Source organism: Chromobacterium sp. LK1 (genome assembly GCF_001043555.1).
In the GTDB taxonomy this organism is placed as follows: domain Bacteria; phylum Pseudomonadota; class Gammaproteobacteria; order Burkholderiales; family Chromobacteriaceae; genus Chromobacterium; species Chromobacterium aquaticum.
On record NZ_LDUI01000038.1, the window covers coordinates 1 to 22,209 of the forward strand.

Sequence of the window (22,209 nt, forward strand, 5' to 3'; positions counted from 1 at the left end):
CCGCTTTTTCGCTCGTTTCCGCCTGGTCTCGCCTTAGCTCGCGAGATCGTAAACACGTTCTGAGCGGCTGCGCTGATTTGAATACCTGCCGCCGGCAAGCGTCGGCGGCAAGAATGGAGCAAGCATGAATCCTTTGATCGCAGCCGGCTTTGCACGGCCGGCTTCGCCCGTGGTCGTGGCGCTGGACTTCGCCGACGCGGATAGCGCCTTGAATTTCGCCAGCCGGCTGGACCCGAGCGAGTGCCGGCTCAAGGTGGGCAAGGAGTTGTTCACCTCCTCCGGCCGCAGCCTGGTGGAAAGCCTGGTGGCCAGGGGATTCCAGGTATTCCTGGATTTGAAGTTCCACGATATTCCCAACACCGTGGCCCATGCCTGCAAGGCGGCGGCGGAAGCCGGCGTCTGGATGGTCAATGTGCACGCCTCCGGCGGCCGCCGGATGATGGAAGCGGCGCGCGAGGCCTTGGCGCCTTACAGCCAGCGTCCGCTGCTGATCGCCGTCACCGTGCTGACCAGCATGGAAGCCGCCGACCTGGCCGAAATCGGCGTCACCGTGTCGCCGCAGGAACACGTGCTGCGCCTGGCCACGTTGACCCGCGACTGCGGCCTGGACGGCGTGGTGTGCTCGGCGCAGGAGGCTGGCGAGCTGAAAGCCGCGCTGGGCCAGGATTTCAAACTGGTGACACCGGGCATCCGCCTGGCCGACAGCGCCGCCGACGACCAGCGCCGGGTGATGACTCCGGTGACCGCGCTGGCCGCCGGCTCTGATTATCTGGTGATCGGCCGGCCGATCACCCGCGCCGCCGACCCGCTGGCCGTGCTGCGCGCCATCAATCAAGACATTCAGCACTATCAGGCTCAATAAAATATGAAAATCACAGTCATTGGTACGGGGTATGTCGGTCTGGTGACCGGCACTTGTCTGGCCGAAACCGGCTATCACGTTTGCTGCCTGGATGTGGATCCCAGGAAGATCGAGATCCTGAAGCAGGGCGGTATTCCCATTTTCGAGCCGGGCCTTGAGGACATGGTGCGGCGCAATGTGGCCGCCGGTCGTCTCAGCTTCACCACCGACATCGCCGAATCGGTGGCTTTCGGCGATGTGCAGTTCATCGCCGTCGGCACTCCGCCGGACGAGGACGGCTCCGCCGACCTGCAATACGTGCTGGCCGCCGCGCGCAATATCGGCCGCCATATGACGGACTACAAAGTCATCGTCGACAAATCCACCGTGCCGGTGGGCACCGCTGACTTGGTCAAGGCCGCGGTGGCTGAGACCCTGGCCGAGCGCGGCGAGAGCCTGGAATTCAGCGTGGTGTCCAACCCGGAATTCCTGAAGGAAGGCGCGGCCATCGACGACTTCATGCGTCCGGACCGCGTGGTGATCGGCGTCGACGACGAGCGCGCGGCCGCGATGATGCGCCGGCTGTACGCGCCGTTCCAGCGCAATCACGAGCGCGTGCTGCTGATGGATGTGCGCTCCGCCGAACTGACCAAGTACGCGGCCAACGCCATGCTGGCCACGCGGATTTCCTTCATGAACGAGCTGGCCAATCTGGCCGAGAGCCTGGGCGCCGATATCGAGCAGGTGCGGCTGGGCATGGGCTCGGACCCGCGCATCGGCTACCACTTCCTGTATCCGGGCGTGGGCTACGGCGGCTCCTGCTTCCCCAAGGACGTCAAGGCGCTGGTGCAGACCGCCAAGGAAAACGGCCATGATCTGCGCGTGCTGAGCGCGGTGGAAGAGGCCAACGAACTGCAGAAGCTGCGCCTGGTGCACAAGGTGCTGGCGCGCTTCGGCGACGATTTGAGCGGCCGCCGTTTCGCGATGTGGGGGCTGGCGTTCAAGCCCAATACCGACGATATGCGCGAAGCGCCCAGCCGCGTGATCGCGGAAGAACTGAGCCGCCGCGGCGCGGAAGTGGTGGCCTTCGATCCGGTGGCCACGCATGAAGCGCAGCGAGTGATGGGCGATATCGCTCACCTGAGTTTCGCCGACGACATGATGGTGGCGTTGCAGCAGGCCGACGCTCTGCTGATCGTCACCGAGTGGAAGATGTTCCGCGCGCCGGACCTGGACGCGGTCAAGCGGGCGCTGAAGCAGCCGCTGGTATTCGATGGCCGCAATATGTACGACCCGGCCTGGATGCGCGAGCAGGGCTTCGACTACTTCGCGATTGGCCGCTGAGGATAGCCATGGGCCTGATGCAAGACCTGGGGCTGGATAGCTCCAAGCTGGCCGCCGCGCTGGCGCAAGCGAAAGTCCTGGTGGTGGGCGATGTGATGCTGGACCGTTATTGGTTTGGCGACGCCACCCGTATTTCGCCGGAGGCGCCGGTGCCGGTGGCCAAGATCGAGCGCATAGAGGAGCGCGCCGGCGGCGCCGCCAATGTGGCGCGCAATATCGCCGGCCTGGGCGGCCGGGCCACCCTGCTGTCGGTGGTGGGCGACGATGAAGCCGCTTCGGCGCTGGAACGCCTGCTGGCCGCGGACGGCATCGTCACCTCGCTGAAGCGCGATCCCTCCATCGCCACCACCATCAAGCTGCGCGTGGTGGCGCGACAGCAGCAATTGATCCGTCTCGACTTCGAGGACGCGCCCAGCCACGAAATCCTGGCAGGCAAGCTGGAAGAGTACCAGCAGATACTGGCCGATCACGACGTGGTGATCCTGTCCGATTACGGCAAGGGCGGCCTGACCCATGTCAGCAAGATGATCGAACTGGCGCGCCAGGCCGGCAAGCCGGTGCTGATCGATCCCAAGGGCGACGACTACAGCAAGTATGCCGGCGCCACGCTGCTGACGCCCAACCGCGGAGAGTTCCGCCAGGTGGCCGGCCGCTGGGCGTCGGAAGGCGATTTGACCGCCAAGGCCCAGGCGTTGCGCGCGACGCTGGCGCTGGACGCCTTGCTGATCACCCGCAGCGAGGAAGGCATGACCTTGTACCGCGACGAGGGCGTGGTGCACCAGCCCACTTTCGCGCGCGAAGTCTACGATGTGTCCGGCGCCGGCGACACCGTGATCGGCACGCTGGGCCTGGCGCTGGCCGCCGGCCAGCCGCTGCCGGTGGCGATGAGCCTGGCCAACGCCGCCGCCGGCGTGGTGGTGGGCAAGCTGGGCACCGCGGTGTGCAGCCAGCGTGAACTTTTCGCCGTGTGATCCCGTCCAGTCAGGCTGGATACTGAAGGAGAACGCATGCAGCACTATACCGATGCCATCTTGGAGTTCTGGTTTGGCGGCGGCGACGACAGTTTCCTGTCGCTGCCACGCGCGGCCTGGTTCAAGAAGGATGAAGTGTTCGACGGCATTATCCGCGAGCGTTTCCTGGAAACCTGGCGGCAGGCGCGCGCCGGGGAGCTGCCGCCGGATGCCGGCGACGCCCGCCGCGGCCTGGCCTGGCTGATTCTGACCGATCAATTCCCGCGCAATCTGTTCCGCGGCTCGGCCGAGGCATTCGCCACCGACGCTCAGGCGCTGGCGCTGGCGCGCGATATGGTGGCGCGGGGCCTGGACCGGCAACTGCCCAATATCGCTCGCACCTTCGTCTATCTGCCGTTCGAGCACAGCGAGGCACTGGCGGACCAGGACCAGGCCATCGGCCTGTTCGAAACCATGCGCGAAGATCCGGCGATGGCGCGCTACATCGACTTTGCGCATCGCCACCGCGAGGTGATCGTCCGCTTTGGGCGCTTCCCGCACCGCAACGCCGCGCTGGGCCGGGCGGACACGTCGGCCGAACAGGCCTATCTGGCCGAGCCCGGCGCCGGTTTTTAAACGCGCAGCAATATTCTCGCGCCGTCGGCGATTGGCCGACGGCGGAAAGGCAAAACATGACTATCGTCGTCACCGGCGCCGCCGGTTTTATCGGTTCCAACCTGGTCAAGGCGCTGAATGAGCGCGGCGTCACCGACATCATCGCCGTGGATAATCTGTCCAGCGGCGACAAATTCCGCAATCTGGTGGATTGCGAAATCGCTCACTACATGGACAAGCATGACTTCCTGGCGCTGCTGCTGGAAGGCGAGTTTGAAGGCGAGCTGTCCGCCATCCTGCATCAGGGCGCGTGTTCCGACACCATGAACCACGACGGCAAGTACATGATGGACAACAACTATCAGTACACGCTGGCCCTGTTCGACTACTGTCAGCACGAGGAAATCCAGTTCCTCTACGCCTCCAGCGCCGCCACCTACGGCAAGGGCACCGTGTTCAAGGAAGAGCGCCAGTACGAAGGCCCGCTCAATGTCTACGGTTATTCCAAATTCCTGTTCGACCAAGTGCTGCGTCAGCGCATGAAGGAAGGCCTGAGCGCGCAGGCGGTGGGCTTCCGCTATTTCAACGTCTACGGCCCGCGCGAGCAGCACAAGGGCCGGATGGCCTCGGTGGCCTTCCATCATTTCAACCAGTATCGCGAACACGGCAAGGTCAAGCTGTTCGGCGGCTGGGACGGCTGGGGCGACGGCATGCAGAGCCGCGACTTCGTATCGGTGGAGGACGTCGCCAAGATCAATCTTTATTTCCTGGATCACCCGGAAAAGAGCGGCATCTTCAACCTGGGTTCCGGCCGTTCGCAGCCGTTCAACGACGTGGCCGTGGCCACCGTCAACGCCTGCCGCCGCCATGAGGGCCAGCCGGCGCTGAGCCTGGACGAGATGGTGGCTCAGGGCATCGTCGAATACGTGGACTTCCCGGACGCGCTCAAGGGCAAGTACCAGAGCTTCACCCAGGCCGATATCGGCAAGCTGCGCAGCGCCGGCTACGGCGCCGAGCTGTTCAGCGTCGAACAGGGCGTGGACCGCTACGTGGACTGGCTGATCCAGCAATGACGCTGCGCGTCCGGCGCCGCCTACTTTCCCGAGGATTTGCTGGCGATGCTGCCTTAAAGCCAGTTCCAAGTCTCGCGAGCAAGAGCGGGACATGGCGTTGCGGCTGAGAAAGCGGAATGTACTCGTGGTACATGAGCATTTTGAGCTTGTTTTCAACGCCGTATCGCCGCCGCGTGGCGGCCGGATTTCTTGATGCGGTTTGACACTAAACAGCCTCCTGTCATTTTTGACGGGAGGCTGTTTTGTTTTGGGCGGCCGATGGAGCGAAGGTGCCGGCTTATTGTTTTTTAAGGCAATGATTTTTATGTGTTTTTAAAATCAATGTCATAAGCGGATAAGGCAAGAACAGCTTAGTTCTAGATCAAAAACACCAAGAATGACAAATAATTTATTTTTTGAGTCGGCTTGAGTCGGATGCTATCAAAAGAAGCAGGCCGGACCGCCCGCGAGTGGATCGTGGACGGTCCGGCCGCGAGCTAAGGTTCCGATCAATCGCAAGCGCCGCATCGGCTGCCTTGCACCATAGAGAGTTGAAAACCATGGGCGATCTCAAGGATCTCAAGGACGCTGAAACCAAGCTGCTGCTGACCGCAAACGATGGCTCCACCGTGACCATCCATTTCGTCGGCGTACCCGCGGCCACCGGCGCGATTGTCAATTACGTGACCAATACCGCCAACCAGCCGAAGAAATACGGCAACCATATTTATGTCTGGGAAAGCACCAGCAATATCGTGCCTTGGGCCAAATCGCCGACGGGTGACACCGCCATCGATACCGATAGCTCCACCAGCACCCAATTCATCAATTTCGCCTTCGAAAACAAGGGTTACATCCTGGGTTACGCCGTTGCCGCCACCCCCAACGCGGTGTGCTCCACCATCTATGTGCCGCAAGGCTCGCTGGATAGCCCGCAAGACTGGCAGTACGCCAACAACTCGGTGAAAACGCTGTATGTCGGCACCAACCTGGTGCAGGCGCAATACCAGGTGCTGCAGTCCTATGACGCGGTGGCCAATAAAAACTGGTTGGGATTGTGGCAGGGCTCCACCGTGCCTTATAGCGGCGATCCGCTGAAGAAAGTCAACGTCACCCAGGGGGGCGACAGCGGCAGCGTGATCTTCGACAACGTCAAACTGACCATCAACACCACCTACTCGATCGGCTACTTCATGGTGGACCAGCTGTCCGGCCGCACCTCGCTGGCAGCCACCTCCACCTTCACCGTCGGCAAGGCCTGATCCTCCCGCGCATGAAGCGACCGGCGCGCATGGCCATGTCCTGGGCGCGCCGGTCGATGGCGGTTTTTCCTGATCAAGCACCGTTCAGACCCTCATGTCGAATTTGCTGCTGCTGAGCAACAATGCCGGCCGCCAAGTCTTCGTCAACGTGGTCGGCGTGCCTATGCCGGACGGCGTGCTGGCCAACTATGTGACCGATACCGCCAATCAGCCGCGGACATTCGATAACCGGCTATACGCTTGGGAGAGCAGCGCCAGCCAGGTGCCGTGGGACAAATCCCCGGTCGGGAAAGCCGCCTTGCTGGACGACAGCTCCAGTTCCACTCGCGTGCTGAATTTCGATTACGAAGCCAAGGGCTATGTCATCGCCTACGCGGTGGCCGGCACGCCGCAGGCGGTATGCGCCAGCGTCTATCTGCCGGCGGGCGAGCAGGATAATCCGTCGGCCTGGGTCTATGACGGCGTGTCGCTGCAGACGGTGTATGTAAACAGCAATGTGCTGCAACTCAAGTACCAGGTGTTGACGGCCTATCAGCCCAAGGCCGCCGGCAACTGGGTGGGCATTTGGCAGGGCTCGGCCGTGCCTTACAGCGGCGACCCAATCCGCAGCATGCCGGTGCCGCGCGACGACGATTCCGGCTACCTGGCGCTGGACGGCCTGCAACTGACCATCAACACTAGCTATACGGTTGGCTATTTCATGCAGGCGCTGCCGCTTGGACGCACGTCGCTGGCGGCGTCGACGACGTTCACGATAGGCGCTTATCAGGGAGAGAAGACATGATCGCATTCGAGCGGATGGCGGGCAGTCGCTTGTACATCAATCAGGCGAACCTGGCCGGCGCCGGCTGGTGGGCCTGGCTGCTGGCGGCCGGCGCGCCGGCGCCCGCCGGTCCGGTGCCCTTGTCGGATGCCTTGGAGAATGCGGAGCTGAGCGGCAGCTTCGTCTATTGCGCGATCGAACCTGACTTGGCCGGTGACAAGGCCGCGGCCTTCATCGCGGCGCTGGATGCGATTCTGGCCACCATCATTGGCGGCCGCGCCCTGGTGTGGTTGCCGCGGGCGGAGCAGGCGCCGGAGGCGAAGGAAAAGGGCTGGGTCTTGTCCTTCTCCACTTCCGGCGGCGGCTGGAGCACCAGCAATGGCCTGGACTTGAGCCTGACCGGCGGAGCCGGCATCGGCGTCGCCATCGCCTCCGGCGCGGCGTTGACCGTGGCCGAGTCCGGCGACGCCTTGATGTTGACCCGCCGCAACTCGCCGTCGGCCACCTTGAGCGGCGGCATGGCGCCCACCTTGTACCAGGACGATTACAGCGCCAGCCTGGCGTTCGCCGGCACGGCGCTGGGCAGCTGGCGCTTTGGCTTCAAGACCGCGCGTCAGGCCTTGGAGCTCAACTTCGCCTGCGGTTTCCAACTGCTGGTGCCCAATCCGGCGGCGGACCGCGCTGGCTCGGAGCAGCCGGTGAAGGACTTGAGCGCTTATCTGCCGTTGGTCAACGGCAGCGAGCCTAATCCCATCGATCCATTCGCCTTCAGCGCCCAGTTCAACCCGGTCAACCCCAACAATATCTTGCCGGCGACGCCCACGGTGTTCTGGTTCGCCGCCGGCGCCAGCCAGGACCTGGTGTCCTACTACCGCACCGTCTATGGCATGACGGTCAGCCTGCGTCCGGTGCTGGACGCTGCGGCGGGGCGACCGGCGGGGCTGGTGGTCAATCCCGGCGCCGGCAGGACGCCGCTGTACCTGGGCTATAGCTTCGCGCCGGTGGGGGATTTCGAACTGCGGGTGGCGGGAGTGGAAGATGGCCAGCCGCAGCACTTGCTGGCCGGACTGTCCGGTTCCGAAAACATAGGCTTCGTCAGCGGCGGCGCGTATTTGCGCGCCAGCGGCGGGCTGCCGGCCTATGCGCCGGTCTTCCCGCTGCAGCCCAGCTCGCCGGTGGGGCCGCCACTGGACCCGACGGCCCTGCTGCTGAATCAGGATTACCGCACCTCCTGGTGCACGGTGGTGGCCAAGGAACCGGGCGCCAACGCCCACTACGCCGCCGCGCCCAAGGGCGCCGATCTGTTCGGCCTGCCGGAGGGGAGCAAGGAGGATGGCCGCGATCTGCTGGAACCCAAGGACCCCGGACTGGCCTTGCCCAATAACGGTGAACTGAGCTTTCCGCTGCTGCCATTCGCCGCCTTCCGCCGCGGCGCCGGCGATCAGGACCTGTTGGCCGGCCAGATGGAGCTGCTGGAGAGCCAGATCGTCAGCCCCACCCGGCGCAACCGCATCAACGCCGCCTCCGCCCAGGCCTCGCGCTCGGCGCGCGCCAGCCTGGGCCTGGAGCCGGCGCGCAACGCCGCCGGCTACAACGCCGCCACGCCGGCCGGTTTCATCGCCCGCGTCGCGGAGCGGGGCTGGAGCCGGTTGCTGCTGGCGCAGATCATGGCCGGCGGGCAGCCGCAATGGCAGTTGGGCTTCACCGCGCCGTCCACGGCCTTGCAGGCGGCGTTTCAGACCGACAATCTGTTTCTGCCGGTGTGCAATCCCACCCAATTGGGCGTCGAGGCCAGCGGCGTGATGCCGGAAGACCCGCCGGTCAGCCCGGCGCGCTTCTATAACCAGCTGGAGATCGACCGCTGGCGCTTCAAGGCGGCGATAGGCAAGGGCAACCGCTACGGCGACTACCGCAATGTGATGCTGGTCAAGGGCGTGCCCGGCAGCCTGGTCGACTTGGTGACGCGTCCCACGCAATGGACGCAGAAGAATCTGTTCGCGGCGCCGCTGGGAGCGGACGGGCAGCCGGACGCGTCGCAGCTGACCCCGTTGGCGGATTGGCTGAGCGCATACTTCGCCAGCGCGTTGGAGCAGCAAGACAATCCCTATTTCCAGAACTTCTGCCGCATCATCCGCGATCCCAACTGGCAGGGCGTGCTGCTGCTGCGGGTGGATATCGAAAAAGTGCCGGCGGAGTTGCTGGGCCTGCTGGCGGGGGTGACTCAGCCGGAAGCCTTCGCCGCCCATCATATCGGCGTCGAACTGAGTCAGATCGACGGCAAGACCGTGACTCAGACCGATTCCAGCTCGCTGTTCGGGCTGATCTACTACCTGGATCCGGATTATAAGGACGAGCCGCAAGCGCATGCGATTCCGCCGCAGGATGCCGACGCCACCTATGAATTCCGCCTGCTGACCCTGAAGGCCTTGTTCCAGAACACCGCGGTGCAGCGTTTCGAAAGCGTGGCCCAGGTGGTGGTGAACCAGTTGTTCGGCAGCCGGGTGGACAGCATGGTCGCCGATCAGGGGCAGGCCAATATCTACAATGCCGTGCTGTTGCAAGGCGGTTTTCAGACCAATGGTGGCGTGCCGGTGTACTCATTGGCCTCGGTCCAGCCGGCGCTGTTCTCATTGCGCAACAATGTGCTCACCGGGGTGGAAATCGCCTCGGCGGCGCTGTCCACGCGCGATGACGGCGCCGGCGGCAGCGCGGTGTCCTGGCTGGCCATGTCGGGTTTCATGCAGTTCGCCGTGCTCAAGGACGAGGAGGAGGAGCAGCCGCCTTTCGACCTGTTTTCCTTCGGCGCCGACGGCGACGAGCCGGTGGCCGGTCAAGGGCTGTGTTTCAGCGGCCTGGGTTTGCGCATCGCCTTCCCGCTGGGCGGCGGCGCGGCGGGGCCCACCGTGATCACCATGCTGGAAAACGAGCTGTCCTTCAATCTGGCCGCCAGCCATTCGCGCAAGCAAGGCCTGTATCGCGATTTCCAGCTGGAATTGAACGGCCTCTTGTCCGGCGCGGCCGACAGCACGCCGGCGGCCAAGGGTTTCTTGGCGGTGGCGACCAGTTATGGCCTGCAAGGCGTAGCCGAGCGGAACTGGCATGGCCTGTCGCTGCGCGTGAACCTGGGCACCTTGGGCGCGCTGGCGTCCAAGGTCAATCTCAACACCACCCTGTTGCTGGCCTGGGCCGACGACAGCGGCGCGGCCGACGGCGACGCCGGCTACCAGGCCCATGTCGGCATGGCCTTGCCGGGCGCGGGGCCGGGCGGCGAATTGTTCAGCCTGCAAACCGTGGTCAAGCTTTCCATCGGCGCGATCCGGCTGCTGTACAACGCCGAGCAGCAAGGCTATCTGCTGCTGCTCAATGAGATCGCGCTCAAGTTTCTCGGCCTGCTGCGCATTCCGCCCAATGGCGCCACCTCGTTCTTCCTGTTCGGCAATCCCGACGCGGACACGCCCACCGGGCTTGGCTGGTACGCGATCTACAACCAGGACCAGCCGCCGCCAGCCGCCGACCCCGACTCCGAACCGGCGGCGCTTACCCACCAGTCTCAATCTTGAAGGACGGCGCGATCATGACGTGGCCTTTCTCCCTGTTCGACAACGCCAACTCGGCCAGCCGCAACACCACTGCCCGCATCAACGCGGAACAGATCGCCGCATTCAGGAGCTTGCTGGGACAGCAAGCCACGATCCGCCTGCTGGTGGGCTCCGGCGGCAGTTTCGGCAACCAGTCCGCCACGGTCAACCTGCTGCGGCGGCTGACCGATCCCTTGAGCGCGGCGGGACTGACTTACGCCTATGCCGGCAAGGTCGAGGTCTATTATCTGGGTGGCGAGGACACGCTGGCCAAGTTGTACGAGCTGCTGCCGGAGCTGGATCGCCAGCCCAGCGGCACGCTGAACCAGGCCACGGTGGAACTGAAGGCCTACCTGGCGCCGCCGCCGGCCGACAAGGTGCTGTTCGGCTTCACCGGCGCGGTGGACGAGAACAAGATCAATTATGCCACCGGGCTGAATGCCGAGTATTTCCTGCAATTGCAGCCCTATAACTATAATTTCGCGGAAAAAATCGATTTCGTCGGCGCCAGGCGCCAGGCCATCGACCTGCTGACCGTGCCGGAGCTGAACAACCCCAGCTTCCGCCGCCGGGTGTCCTATGTGCCGGAGTCCAGTTACGCCGCGCCGGACTGGGAGGAATACGCCGGCAATGCGCGCGCGGCGATTCTGCGCTATCTGACCGACGATCAACTGCTCAAGCAAGTGCGGCTGGTGGTGTCCTACGCCATCATGCCCAGCGCTCAGAACGTGGTGAACAGCAACCCGGAAGCGGCGGCGGCGATCTTGTGCGGCGGCCTGCTCGATTATCAGAACAATGGCGGCGACACTTATGCCGCGCCGGTGGTGGTGCTGAATCTCAACCGCTTCGGCAGCAGTGAAAGCACCGCTCCGCTGCAGGCGGTGGCGGGCTTGCTGCGCGGCGACATGACCCGCGAGGAAGTCGTGGTGCTGACCGGCACCAATCCGGAAAACGCCAGCCGGCGGCAGGCGGCGCGGCAGGTGCATGAGGCGCGCCGTCGCTACATGGTGTCGTTGAACTCGCTGCAACGCTTCAGCTGGCTGAACTATCCCACCTCGACCGCGGCGGTGGAGACCGCGGTCAACGCCATCGTCGGCAAGCCGAACCAGGTGCTGTTCATCCAGCTGGGGCCGGTGCCGCAGCCCCTGTTCTACTATGCGCTGTTCAAGACCAATACCCTGTCCTTGTTCGAGGGCGCCAACAGCCTGATGGCGGCGATCAATATGGGGCGGCCGTTCCTGGCGCTGCCGCGCATTGGCGCGGGGGTGCAGCCGGCCTTGTATCCCTCCGTCAACCGCGGCCTGTTCAGCGCCGCGCCGCCGATCAACGCGCTGGCGGCGGCGGCCAATCAGCTGAATTTCTCGCTGGACAGCTGGCCCACCGGCAATCAGAGCGGCAACCCCTGCCGCCAGCTCGGCGCCTTCGTCCGGGACCTGTGCGGTCAGACCGCCGCCGATGATCCGATTCCGCGCTATTTCAAAGAGCTGAAAGCCTTCTACGCGACTTCCAGCGCCGACAAGCTCAATGTCGCAGTCGCCTACCTGATGAACGTCTATCAGGCCGAGCACGCGTCGCAAGCCGCGAACGCGCTGCGGGCGCGCCGCGCCGACGGCGAGGAGGGCGGCGACGAGCCGGCCGAGAACCCGCTGAACGCGCTTTACCTGGAGCTCAAGGAGAAGCTGGGCGCGGATGGCGAGATCCAGCCGCCCAAGCGGCTGGACCTGGTGCCGGGCATTTTGGCCGGCGGCAATATCAACGAGGCGGTGCTGGCGCTGCTGCAGGGCTTCAGCGCCAGCCTGTGGCTGGAAGTGTCCCAGTTCAAGCACGAGGGCGAGGAGGACGATATCGCCTCCATCCGGCTGGAGGGCATGACCGGCGTGTTCGCCAGCCTGCAGATCAGCAATCGCATCGCGGTGATCTTCGACGCGCCGGAGCAGCAGTTGCGGATGAATCTGGAACTGTCGGCCGAGGGCACTTGGTCCTTGCCCGGCGTGCCGTGGATACAGATGAGCGGCCCCTTTCTGCGGCTGTCCAGCTCCGACGGCCAGATCCCGGTCACCGCCACGCTGGGCGGCCGTTATCAGCCCTTGGGCGCGGAACTGCAATTGCTGGCGCCGTCGGCCGGCGAACAGGCCTTGCTCACCGTCAAGTTCGACGCGCCGTACCCCGGTATAGACCGCGCCTTCCAGATGGCGGCGGCGGTCAATCTGGTGGCGATGCTGCCGCCGCCGCTGAACGTGCTGGCCGATCTCGGCCTCAGCCAGCTGGACCTGTACTACCTCAGCAAGGAGGAGGACGCGTCCGCGCTAGGCTTCATCATCCGCTCCAACAGCGCCAAGCCGGTGCCGCTGGTGGGCAAAGTGGCCTTGAGCGACGTCGAGGCCCAGGTGGCGCTGGTCGATCCGGTCAACACGCGCCAGGTGCGCGCCAGCGCCAACGGCAATTTCATCATCGGCAGCGGCGAAGAGGCCGGCGTGGTGGCGGTGGGCGTGCAATACCCGGACTGGCAGTTCCGCGGCACGCTGGAATCCGGCGTGATCCGCATGGAAGACCTGCTGTCGCTGTTCCTGCCCGGCGTCGATCTGAGCCTGCCGTCGCTGCCGGTGATAGACAGCTTCGTGTTCAACTACGCCCAGGCCACCGATAATCTGCAAGTCTCGCTGAACCTGGCCTTCCTGCCGGCCTGGACTTTCGAATTCTTCGGCAAGCCGCTGTTCAAGCTCGACAACGTCGGCTTCTCGGTCAGCCGCGCCAAACTGGAAAACCAGGGCAATATCACCGCCAACACCACCTTGCTGCCGGACATGGCCAAACCGCTGGTGGTGGGCATAGGCGCGAGCTACGCCGGCGCCGGCGATTGGAAGTTTTCCATCCAGCAGCAGGACGGCACCGTTTTCAGCATCAATGAACTGCTGGAGCAGTATCTGGGCCGGGAATGGCGCACCGTGCTGTCCTTCCCGGACGTGAGCAAGCTGACGCTGCAACTGGATTGGGGCAAGCAGAAAGCCACTTCCTTCGAATTCAGCGCCGCCACCGCCAGCGCCTGGGTGCCGATTCCGGTCCTGCCCGAAATCAGCGTGACCGGCCGGCTGAAGCTGGGCTATCTGGGCAAGGAGGCCGCCGAGCGGCTGGGGCTGGTGCTGCTGGACGCGGAGGAGGACGATCCGCAGCAAGTGCCGGGCACCTATGGCGAGATCGGCGCCGACCTGACCCTGTGGAACATCAAGCTGGGGGTCAGTTATAACTTCGCTCCCGGCAAGCAGGAATTGAGCTTGCGCTGGCTGACCCTGCTCGCCACCGTCACGACCGACAAACAGGGCGACACCATCGCCACCTTCAAGCTGGACAACAAGTCCATAGGCGAAATGGTGGAAACCTTCGTCTCCTGGGCCACCGGCGCCGAATTCGGCCTGGCCGCGCCCTGGAACGTGCTCAACTCCTTCAGCCTGAGCAATGTCGAGCTGGTGTACAACTTCAGCAAGAAACGGGTGGGCTTCAATATCGGCATCGGTCCGGTGGACTTCGGCTTCTTCACGCTCAAGGGCGTGGCGCTGAAATACGATCCGCAGTCCAAGGACGCCAAGGTGGAGATCTCGGTGCAGGGCAGCTTCGTCTGGCAGCCCGGCGACGCGCTCAGCTGGGACCCGTCCAAGCCGGAAACCACGCCGGCGCCTCCGGGCGGCGGCAACAAATACCTGGACCTGCGCCTGCTGGCGCTGGGCCAGCATGTCACCGTGCCGGGCCTGGTGGAGGAAACCTCGGTGCAGGGCGTGATCGCCAAGCTGCGCAGCCTGGAAGTGCCCAACCCGCCTGAGGTGCCGGTGGGCGGCAAGGGGCAGCCGGTGTTCGCCGCCAACAACTCCTGGTTCATCGCCTTCGACTTCGGCGTGTTGAAAACCCAGAAAGACAAGGAAGCGCCGGCGGCCAAGGGCAGCCAGCAGTTGATCACCGCGCGCGAGGCGGCCGCGGCCGACGAAGAAGCCGACGAATACCTGCTTCAGCTGTCCATGGTGTTCAACGACCCCACGCTCTACGCGCTGCGCGTGGCGCTGGCCGGGCCGATGGCCAAGATTTTCGCCGGCCTGGATTTCCAGATCCTTTACCGCCAGGTATCGGAAACCGTAGGCTGCTATTCCGCCAATATCGCCTTGCCCAATCTGATGCGCAAATTCCAGATCGGGGTGGCCACGATCACCTTGCCGGAATTCGGCATCAATCTGTACACCAACGGCGATTTCCAGGTGGACATCGGCTTCCCGTGGCGGCAGGACTTCGCCCGCTCCTTCACCATAGAACTGATCGTGGCGCCGGGCATCCCGGTGCTGGGCTCGGCCGGCTTCTATTTCGGCAAGCTCAGTAGCGCCACCACCAATCTGGTGCCGGTGTCGGAGCGGGGCTGGTTCAATCCGGTGCTGGTGTTCGGCTTCGGCGCCCAGATCGGCCTGGGCAAATCGATAGAGCTGGGCATTCTGCGCGCCGGTTTCAGCCTGACCGTATTCGGCGTGATCGAGGGCGTGCTGGCGCGCTGGCTGCCTTATCGCGAGGCCACGCCCAGCCAGGGCCGCGATCAATTGCAGGATGGCTATTTCTTCTCGCTGATCGGCACCGCCGGGGTGCAGGGCCGCCTGTACGGCAGCATAGACTTCGCCATCATCCGCGCCGACGTCAATATCGCCATCAAGATCTATGTGCGGCTCAGCTATATCGCCTATCAGGACATTCCGATCAGCGCCAACGCCTCGGTGGAAGTCAGCGTCGACGTCAAGATCAATCTGGGCTTGTTCACCATCACCATAGGCCTGTCGTTCTCGGCCTCGGTGCAAGCCACCTTCGTGCTGAAGAACCCGGCCGGCAACAATGCGCCCTGGGGCCGCACCCTGCCTGGCAACGGCATGCGGACGTTGGCCCTGGCCGACGGTTCATTCCCGCGCCATGCGGCGGCGGAACTGGAAGCGCGCCGGCTGCGCCGCGCGCTGGGGCAGGGCGGCGCGGCCGGCGCGAGGCTGGCGGCCAACGCGGCCGGCTACCAGCCGGCCTGGGACAATCTGCAAGCGGGACAGCTGCTGCAACTGACCGGCTGGACCGTGCCGGTGCTGACCGTTGCCGGCGATCAGGCCAAGACCGCGGCCGAACAACTGCCGTGCTATGTGGCGGCCTTCTTCCTCGCCACGCCGGAACCGGTCAAGGCCGGCGGCGCGCTGGCGGCGGCCCGCAACGGCGCGTCCGAGTCCGGCCAACTGGCGCATGCGGCGCTGGCGCGCGCGCGTCGAGGCCAGGCGCTGCGCGCCAATGTCGCCGCCAATGGTGGCGATGACGGTTTCGAAGACTTGGCGGTGCGGGTGCTGCAATGGGTATTGGCCGCCGGCATGAGCGGGGCGATGAGCCCGGATCAGCTCAACCAGCAAGTGGTGAGCGCGACCTTCCTGAATCAGGCGCTGCAGTATTTCTCCAACCCGGACCAGCCCTTGCCGATTCCGGCCGACCAGGTGGAGGCCTTCCTGGCGCGGCAGGCGACGATCTGCTTCGCCTCCGCCGCGGCGGCCAACGCCCACGGCGTGTTCTTCCCGGCGCCGCCGGGCGTGCGCCTGAACGTGTCGAGCTACGCCGGCGCGCCGGGCTACGATTACGTGTTCGGCCAATACAACAGCAGCCAGACCGACTACCTGCTGCTGCTGCGCCAGTACTTCCAGCAATTGCAGGTGCAGGTGGAAGGCGGCGGCGCGCCGGCGGCGGCCGCGGCCCGGATGCAGTCCGGCACCGGCGCGTCCATCGCCAGCTATATCTTCGGCGATTACTTCTGCCTGCTGGCGCGCCAGGCCTTGCAGGCGCTGCGCGACGGCCTCGGCAATTTCAAGCTGGTGATCCAGCCGGCGCAAACGGTGGCCGAGATTGTCGCCTGGGTCAACGCCACCGGCCAGCTGTCCGGCGACGACGCCTTCAGCGCCGGCCAGCTGTTCGTCGCCAACCAGGAACACCCGCTGGCGGCGCGCGCCCAGCCCCTGACCGTGGCCGGCATGCGCTGGCAGACGCCGGGCGGCTTGAGTTTCGATCAGATCGCCGCGCAGTCGCTATTCGGCGGCGGCTTCGGCGGCGAGCAACTGGCGCGGGCCAACGCCGACGAGGCGCGCATCCTCGCCGCCAATCAGCGCATCGCGCTGGGCGACAAGGTCTATCTGACCCAGGACGGCGACTCGCTGGCCGGCATCGCCGCCGGGCTGGGCGTGTCGCTGGACGCGCTATTGCAAGGCAGCGATGTGCTGCGGCGCGCGGATCTGCTGCTGCCGCTGGCGATACTGGCGCTGCCGGCCTTCCCGCAGCCGGTGGTCGCCGGCGACACCCTGGCCGGCATCTCCGCGCGGCTGGGCGTGAGCCTGGACCTGCTGGCCGCCGCCAACGGCGCGGCCACCGGCTTGTTCGACCACGACAGCGATCCCAATCTGAACATCCCGGAACTGGCGCAGTTCCAGGTGGGCGAACTGATAGACGAAGCGCTGCGCACGCTGGCGTTCCAGAACCTGGGAGCGATGGCCTCGCGCTACTACCTCAACGGGTTGAGGCTGCCCACCGCCGGGCTGACGGCGAAATCGCCCGGCCTGTTCGTCAAGCCCAACGGCCAGGGCGGTTATGACTATCCGGCGCAGCTGGGCCTGTTCGCGCTGACCGGGCAGGCCTTCCCGCTGCCCGTGCTGCAAGACCCGGCGCAAGGCGCGAAATTCAGCTTCACCCTGAGCCGCGGCAGCGCCGAAACCTGGCTCAGCCTGGGCGCGCCGGGCAGCGCCAGCGCCCGTTTCGAAGTGAGCGCGGACGATTATCTGCGCTATGTGAAAGTGCGCGCCGCCGCCACCGGCCAGCCGCTGCGCACCGACACGCTGGCGATCCGGCCGCTGCTGGACGCCGAGGCCCAGGCCTCGCGCTTCCCGCTGTCCAGCTCCCAGCCGTGGCAGTGCGCGGCGCCGGTGACGCTGCCGCGCCAGGCCCATGCGCCGGAAGTGGCCGAGCTGCGCTTGTGGAGCCTGCCGGACTCGCTGATCAATACCCCGCTGGAACAAGGCGTGCTGCCGCGCTTCGCGCCGCAGCTGGCGCGCACCGACGCCGCCACCGGCAGTGTCAGCGAACAGCCCTTGCTCAATTACGGCTTCGGCATGCTGATCCCCTTCGGCGTGCGCCGCACCCAGCCGCTGGCGGGCAATCCCAGCAGCCAGCGGCTGTATGAAATCATCGGCGCGCCGGACAAGGAAATCGTGTTGCTGGAGCGCCTGCTGAATCAACTGCGGGGTCCGGGCGCCGGCCTGAGCCAGCTGCTGGTCTTGTATCGGCCGGCGACTACCGGCAGCGAGGTGGCCGGCTGGCAGATGGAAAATCCGGCCGCCAGCCTGGCCGGCATCGCCAAGGTCAATCTGTCCACCGAGACCCGTCCGCCGGCCCAGAGCGGCCTGCGCGCGCTGGCGCTGGCCGAGAACGGCTTCCCCAATCTGATCGGCGCGCCGGACGAATTGCTGCGGCTGTTGTGGGAGGCCAGCATCACCCGTCAGGGCGGCTTCTTCCTCAGCTACAGCCAGGGCTTGCAAGCCGGCGGCACGCTGTCCGGTTTGCCGGACCATGTGTTCAACGACAGCGGCGAAGCCGAACTGGCGGTGCTGGCGCTGTTCGCCGTGGACGAGGGCGAAGGGCAGGCGGTGGGCGACTGGATGAATGTGCTGGCCACCAATGAATCGTTCGACGCCAGCGCCGCCGCCTTGGTGGCGGCCGCGGTGCTGCGGCGGGAACAGACCGCGCCGCTGTCCGCCGTCTCGCTGTCCGGCGTCGCCGCCGCCTACTACAGCCGCGTCGACAGCCTGGCCCGGCTCAACGCCGAGCGGCCGCTGCGCGGCGGCGCCGCGCTGCGCGTGCACGGCGGCGTCTATCAAGTGGCGCCCGACGGCGCGGCGCCGGGCGGAGACCTGGCGCGCATCGCCGAGCACTTCTTCACCACCGAGGACGCGATCAAGCAGGCCAACCCGTATCGCGCCGGCTGGAGCGGGCCGCTGGCCAGCTACACCGCGCTGCGCCTGCCCGAGGTCAGCGTGACCATGGGCCAGCGTTACGCCAATGGCGCGGAGTTCTCCAGCCTGGCGGACACGGCGGCCTACTTCCAGGCGCCGCTGGCCAGCCTGGCCGCCGCCAATGCGCATGTCCCCGGCCTGTTCCCGGACCAGACGGTGTTCGAGGTGGAACTGGGACCGTTCGACGTGTCGGCGACCACCCAGGCCGGCGTCGCCGGCATCGAGCTGGAACGCAAGGCCGCGCCGCCGGTGCCGGACCGGGCCGATGGCGACGACTGGGGCTGGATCTACCTGGCCAATCTGTTCAATCTGCTCGGCTACCGCAATAGCAAGACCGACGACTTCAAGGAGAGCAATTTCGGCGTGGCTTCCGGCCCCGGCAATATCGACGGCGACGGCCCGGCCGACAAGGTGCGCGCGCCGCGCGCGGCGAACCAGGACCAGCCATGGCGCTATGTGCGCACCGTGCCGTATCCCAGCCTGTATCTGCATCCGCCGATGCAGCGCCAGGCCTCGCCGGCGGTGGGCGGCAGCCCTTATCTGGGCGTGGGCGGCCTGCTGCAGATCGAGCTGGCCTGGCTGGACTTGTTCGGCAACCGCATCCTCAGCGATCTGGACGCGCCGCCGGCCAAGGCCAAGGCATACAACTTCCCGCCGCAGCTGACCGGCTACACCGACAGCGTGCTGGGCGTCGGCCAATGGCCGTCGCTGGCCAACGACTACCAGTTCGCCACCCTGCCGGACGGCAAGGCGGGGCTCAAGGTGGCGCTGGCCTTTGATCAGCAACCCTATCTGGACGCGGCCAAGGCGCTGGACGCCGGCGGGCGGCAGCGCATCGAACAGGCGATCGCCATCTACGCCAAGATCTTGTACCAGTTGCAAGACCCCAACGGCCTCGCCATCGAACTGAGCAGCAGCGTCTGCCCCGACGCGGCATCCTTGCTGGAACCGACGCAGCAGGCGGCGCTGCTCAATTGGGCGGTGGACATCTATGCCTGGCTCAACAGCCTGCTGCCCAGCGGCAGCGGCAGCCATCGCGAGCGCGCCGCCGGCTTCCAGCCGCTGCTGGAGCTGAGCGTGCCGCTGCCCGCCGGCCAGATCAACGACGAGCAGATCTTCCGCCTGAACGCCAGCCTGACACTGAGCCGCCGGCCGCAGCTGGTCAGCGGCGAACTGGCGGCGGTGTCCGGCGTGGCCGAGGCCGGCACGCTGCTGTCGCCGTCCACCGGCCCGCTGCAAGGCGACCAGGCCGCGGCCGGCGCGCAGCGCGATCTCAAGCAATTCGCCGCCAGTTTCGAGCAAGCGCTGTCCACCCCGCAGGGGCCGCGCTATCAAGTGGCCACCGGCACCGATCGCGACGCCTTCGCCGGCGGTTCCGGCATGACGCTGTGGGCGGTGCAGCTGGGACGCGACGCCACGCAAGCCATCTCCTACCGCGTGCTCAATCCGGGGCAGCCCAAGCAGTACGCGCCCAGGCCGGTGTCCAATCAGCTGGCGTCCAAGCAGAACGCGGCCATCATTCCCTATCACACCGGCAAGGTGATCAGCCTGCAGGACCCGGTGCAGCCGCGCGCCTTCACCGACGTGGATCTGGATCAATGGCTGCAATCCTCGCTGGCGCGCATCGACCAATTGCTGTCGCCGGCCTATGTCGCGCCGGCGCAGATCCTGCGCAGCCTGACCGGCAACGATGCGATGCAGGGATTGCTGGACGCCAAGGAAGCGCTGGCCCAGGCGCTGAAGAGCGCGATGATTCCGGTGTTTCGCGACGAAACCGCGGACGACAAGGAATTGGCGGCGATCCGCGAAGCGTTCTTCCAGCGCATGCTGGGCACGCTCAGCGAATTCTATGCGGTGCGCGCCGGCATCCAGTTCCAGGCCGAGGTCAATGCGGAGATTCAGCCGTCGGGCGCGGAACTGACGCCGCGGCTGTACGGCAATATCGTGGGCCGTCCAGGCGGAGACAAGATCGGCGGGCAGGGCAATCTGTCGCTGACCGCGCCCAAGCTGGGGCTGAAACTGGCCGGCGACGGCGGCGGCAATACCCGCGCGCTGAGTTTCCTGCTCTCCAGCGCCGGACTGGAGGCCAAGAAGGTGGACCTGGACCTGGTGTTCGAAGGACAGAACATCGAACACCAGATCGGCGCGCTGGCCGGCATCCGCGGTTATCAGCCGTCGTCCTGGCTCAGTTTCGTGGCCGATACCGCCGGCGAGGGCTGGCCGCTGCGGCAGGCGCTGGGCGCGTTCAGCACGCCCATCGTGCTGCGCGCCTTCCCGGAAACCCCGGCCTTGACCCTGCAGGAAGCGGTGGCCAATGCCGATATCGCCTGCCCATGCCGGCCGCCCGAGAGCGCGGTCGCGCCGGCGCGGGCATGGGCCGTCGGCGATCCGGCTTGCAGCCGGCCCGGCGATTACAATCCCTTGGCCGCGCTGAGCCGCTGGAACTACCGGCTGCGTTATGCCTTGCAACGCCACTTCGAGCAGGACGCGATCAACGGCCAGATCGATTTCAACCTGGGCGGCCAGGCCGGCCTGAAAGCGATGGCGCTCAGCCGCGATCTGTTCGACAACCTGGCGGAAATGACCCAGGTCTTCCCGCAGGTGGTGGCGGATCTGAACCGCTACCTGCTGCCGCTGGACATCGACAGCCAGGACCCGGCCCAGATAGAAAACGCCGAGGCGGCGCTGCTGTCCGCCGGCGCGATGGTGGGGTGGCTGGCGGACAGCGCCGGCGGCTCCGGCCTGCTGCAGGCGAATAGCCGGCTATTGGCGCAGGCGGAGCCGGTGCGCTTCGTCATCGAGGAAGACGCGGTGGAGCGCGTCAATCCCGGCGGTGGCAAAGTGAGCGCGCTGCGGGTGACGATGACGCTGGAACAGGCGCTGCCCGAGCGCGTCGGCCAGCCCTTCGTGCAAGTGGAGCCGGAGCGTTACGAGTGCGAGCCGGAGGAGGGCGAAGGCCTGAGCCGCGCCTTCACCTATCGCCAGCGCGACACTGGCATGTATCTGCCCGCGTCCGAGGGCAAGGGCATCGCCGCGCGCATGGTGGTGTTGCCGGACCTGGACATTCTGGAGCGGCAGGACGCCAATGCCCAGGTCTTCCTGCGGCGCAACGAGGAATTGGTGCCCGGCAAGCCGACGGCGGAGCCCTTCGTCTACCAGACGCCGACGGTATCGCTGTCCGCGCCGCTGCGGCCCACCGTGGATTCTGACCAGCCGGTGAATATGGCGGCCATCTACGCCCAGGGCGCGGATCAGCCGGTGAGCCGCTCGCTGGAATGCCAGCTTGGCTTGTTCTACCAGGCCTTGTTCGGCCATGCCGGCAGCGACAGCGCCATCCTCAGCCTGACGGCCTATTATGAATACCGGCTGAACAATGCGCTGACCAAGGTGCGTCTGCCGGTCTATCTGATGCCGCCGACCAAGGCGGCCTTGCGGGAGGGGGGCGCCGGCCTGCCGCTGGCCGACATCGTCGCCTTGCAGGCCCAGGGGTGCGTGGATTGGTTCGCCGCGCATGGTCCGGAGCGGAAAGACGGCGGTTTGTGGTTCGATCTGACCGTCAGCTCCAATCTGACCGAGCAGGCGCAGCCCTTGCTGCGCTTGCGCAATGTGTTCCTGGAGCTGGCGAACATCGAGCCGCCCTTGGCTTGAGCCGCGCTTCACGGTCTGCCGCTGGCGGCAGACCGTGAGGCTTCCCGGATCGATGCGCGCGCTCGCGGCGGCGGGGGTGCGCAATGGTTATTTGCTTAGACATAAGGATTCCGT

The 22,209-nt window shown here is 65.8% G+C and carries 9 protein-coding genes; all 9 read left to right on the forward strand.

All coding sequences use genetic code 11. The annotated features are described in order from the left end of the window. Positions 1–124: 124 nt before the first annotated feature. The 9 genes from pyrF to VI26_RS16750 all read left to right on the forward strand — a co-directional run bounded on the left by pyrF (position 125) and on the right by VI26_RS16750 (position 22,095). Positions 125–862, forward strand: a complete 738-nt coding sequence (pyrF, locus tag VI26_RS16710) for an orotidine-5'-phosphate decarboxylase (protein WP_048410895.1) — start codon at positions 125–127, stop codon at positions 860–862. 3 nt (positions 863–865) lie between these two features. Further along, complete coding sequence (locus VI26_RS16715; RefSeq protein WP_048410896.1) at positions 866–2,185, forward strand: UDP-glucose/GDP-mannose dehydrogenase family protein; 1,320 nt, start codon at positions 866–868, stop codon at positions 2,183–2,185. An 8-nt stretch (positions 2,186–2,193) separates the two neighbouring features. Beyond that, positions 2,194–3,156, forward strand: a complete 963-nt coding sequence (gene rfaE1 / locus VI26_RS16720; RefSeq protein WP_053074471.1) for a D-glycero-beta-D-manno-heptose-7-phosphate kinase — start codon at positions 2,194–2,196, stop codon at positions 3,154–3,156. A gap of 36 nt (positions 3,157–3,192) precedes the next feature. Next, positions 3,193–3,771, forward strand: a complete 579-nt coding sequence (locus VI26_RS16725) for a DUF924 family protein (RefSeq protein WP_048410897.1) — start codon at positions 3,193–3,195, stop codon at positions 3,769–3,771. Between the two features lie 56 nt (positions 3,772–3,827). Beyond that, complete coding sequence (gene rfaD / locus VI26_RS16730) at positions 3,828–4,823, forward strand: ADP-glyceromanno-heptose 6-epimerase (protein WP_048410898.1); 996 nt, start codon at positions 3,828–3,830, stop codon at positions 4,821–4,823. A gap of 539 nt (positions 4,824–5,362) precedes the next feature. Next, a complete protein-coding gene (locus tag VI26_RS16735; RefSeq protein ID WP_048410899.1) occupies positions 5,363–6,064 on the forward strand; it encodes a hypothetical protein in 702 nt (233 codons plus the stop codon). 94 nt (positions 6,065–6,158) lie between these two features. Further along, on the forward strand, positions 6,159–6,848 hold the full coding sequence (locus VI26_RS16740; RefSeq protein WP_048410900.1) for a hypothetical protein: 690 nt from the start codon (positions 6,159–6,161) through the stop codon (positions 6,846–6,848). Next, a complete protein-coding gene (locus tag VI26_RS16745; protein WP_053074472.1) occupies positions 6,845–10,387 on the forward strand; it encodes a hypothetical protein in 3,543 nt (1,180 codons plus the stop codon). Before VI26_RS16740 ends, VI26_RS16745 begins: the two co-directional genes overlap by 4 nt. A gap of 14 nt (positions 10,388–10,401) precedes the next feature. Continuing rightward, the gene (locus tag VI26_RS16750; protein ID WP_156183921.1) at positions 10,402–22,095 is read left to right on the forward strand and encodes a LysM domain-containing protein; all 11,694 of its coding nucleotides are present in this window, start codon (positions 10,402–10,404) and stop codon (positions 22,093–22,095) included. The last annotated feature ends 114 nt before the right edge of the window (positions 22,096–22,209 follow it).

Excerpts from the sequence above, each read along its gene's own strand:
- pyrF (WP_048410895.1), top strand. The coding sequence starts at position 125 with ATGAATCCTTTGATCGCAGCCGGCTTTGCACGGCCGGCTTCGCCCGTG.
- VI26_RS16715 (WP_048410896.1), top strand. The coding sequence starts at position 866 with ATGAAAATCACAGTCATTGGTACGGGGTATGTCGGTCTGGTGACCGGC.
- rfaE1 (WP_053074471.1), top strand. The coding sequence starts at position 2,194 with ATGGGCCTGATGCAAGACCTGGGGCTGGATAGCTCCAAGCTGGCCGCC.
- VI26_RS16725 (WP_048410897.1), top strand. The coding sequence starts at position 3,193 with ATGCAGCACTATACCGATGCCATCTTGGAGTTCTGGTTTGGCGGCGGC.
- rfaD (WP_048410898.1), top strand. The coding sequence starts at position 3,828 with ATGACTATCGTCGTCACCGGCGCCGCCGGTTTTATCGGTTCCAACCTG.
- VI26_RS16735 (WP_048410899.1), top strand. The coding sequence starts at position 5,363 with ATGGGCGATCTCAAGGATCTCAAGGACGCTGAAACCAAGCTGCTGCTG.
- VI26_RS16740 (WP_048410900.1), top strand. The coding sequence starts at position 6,159 with ATGTCGAATTTGCTGCTGCTGAGCAACAATGCCGGCCGCCAAGTCTTC.
- VI26_RS16745 (WP_053074472.1), top strand. The coding sequence starts at position 6,845 with ATGATCGCATTCGAGCGGATGGCGGGCAGTCGCTTGTACATCAATCAG.
- VI26_RS16750 (WP_156183921.1), top strand. The coding sequence starts at position 10,402 with ATGACGTGGCCTTTCTCCCTGTTCGACAACGCCAACTCGGCCAGCCGC.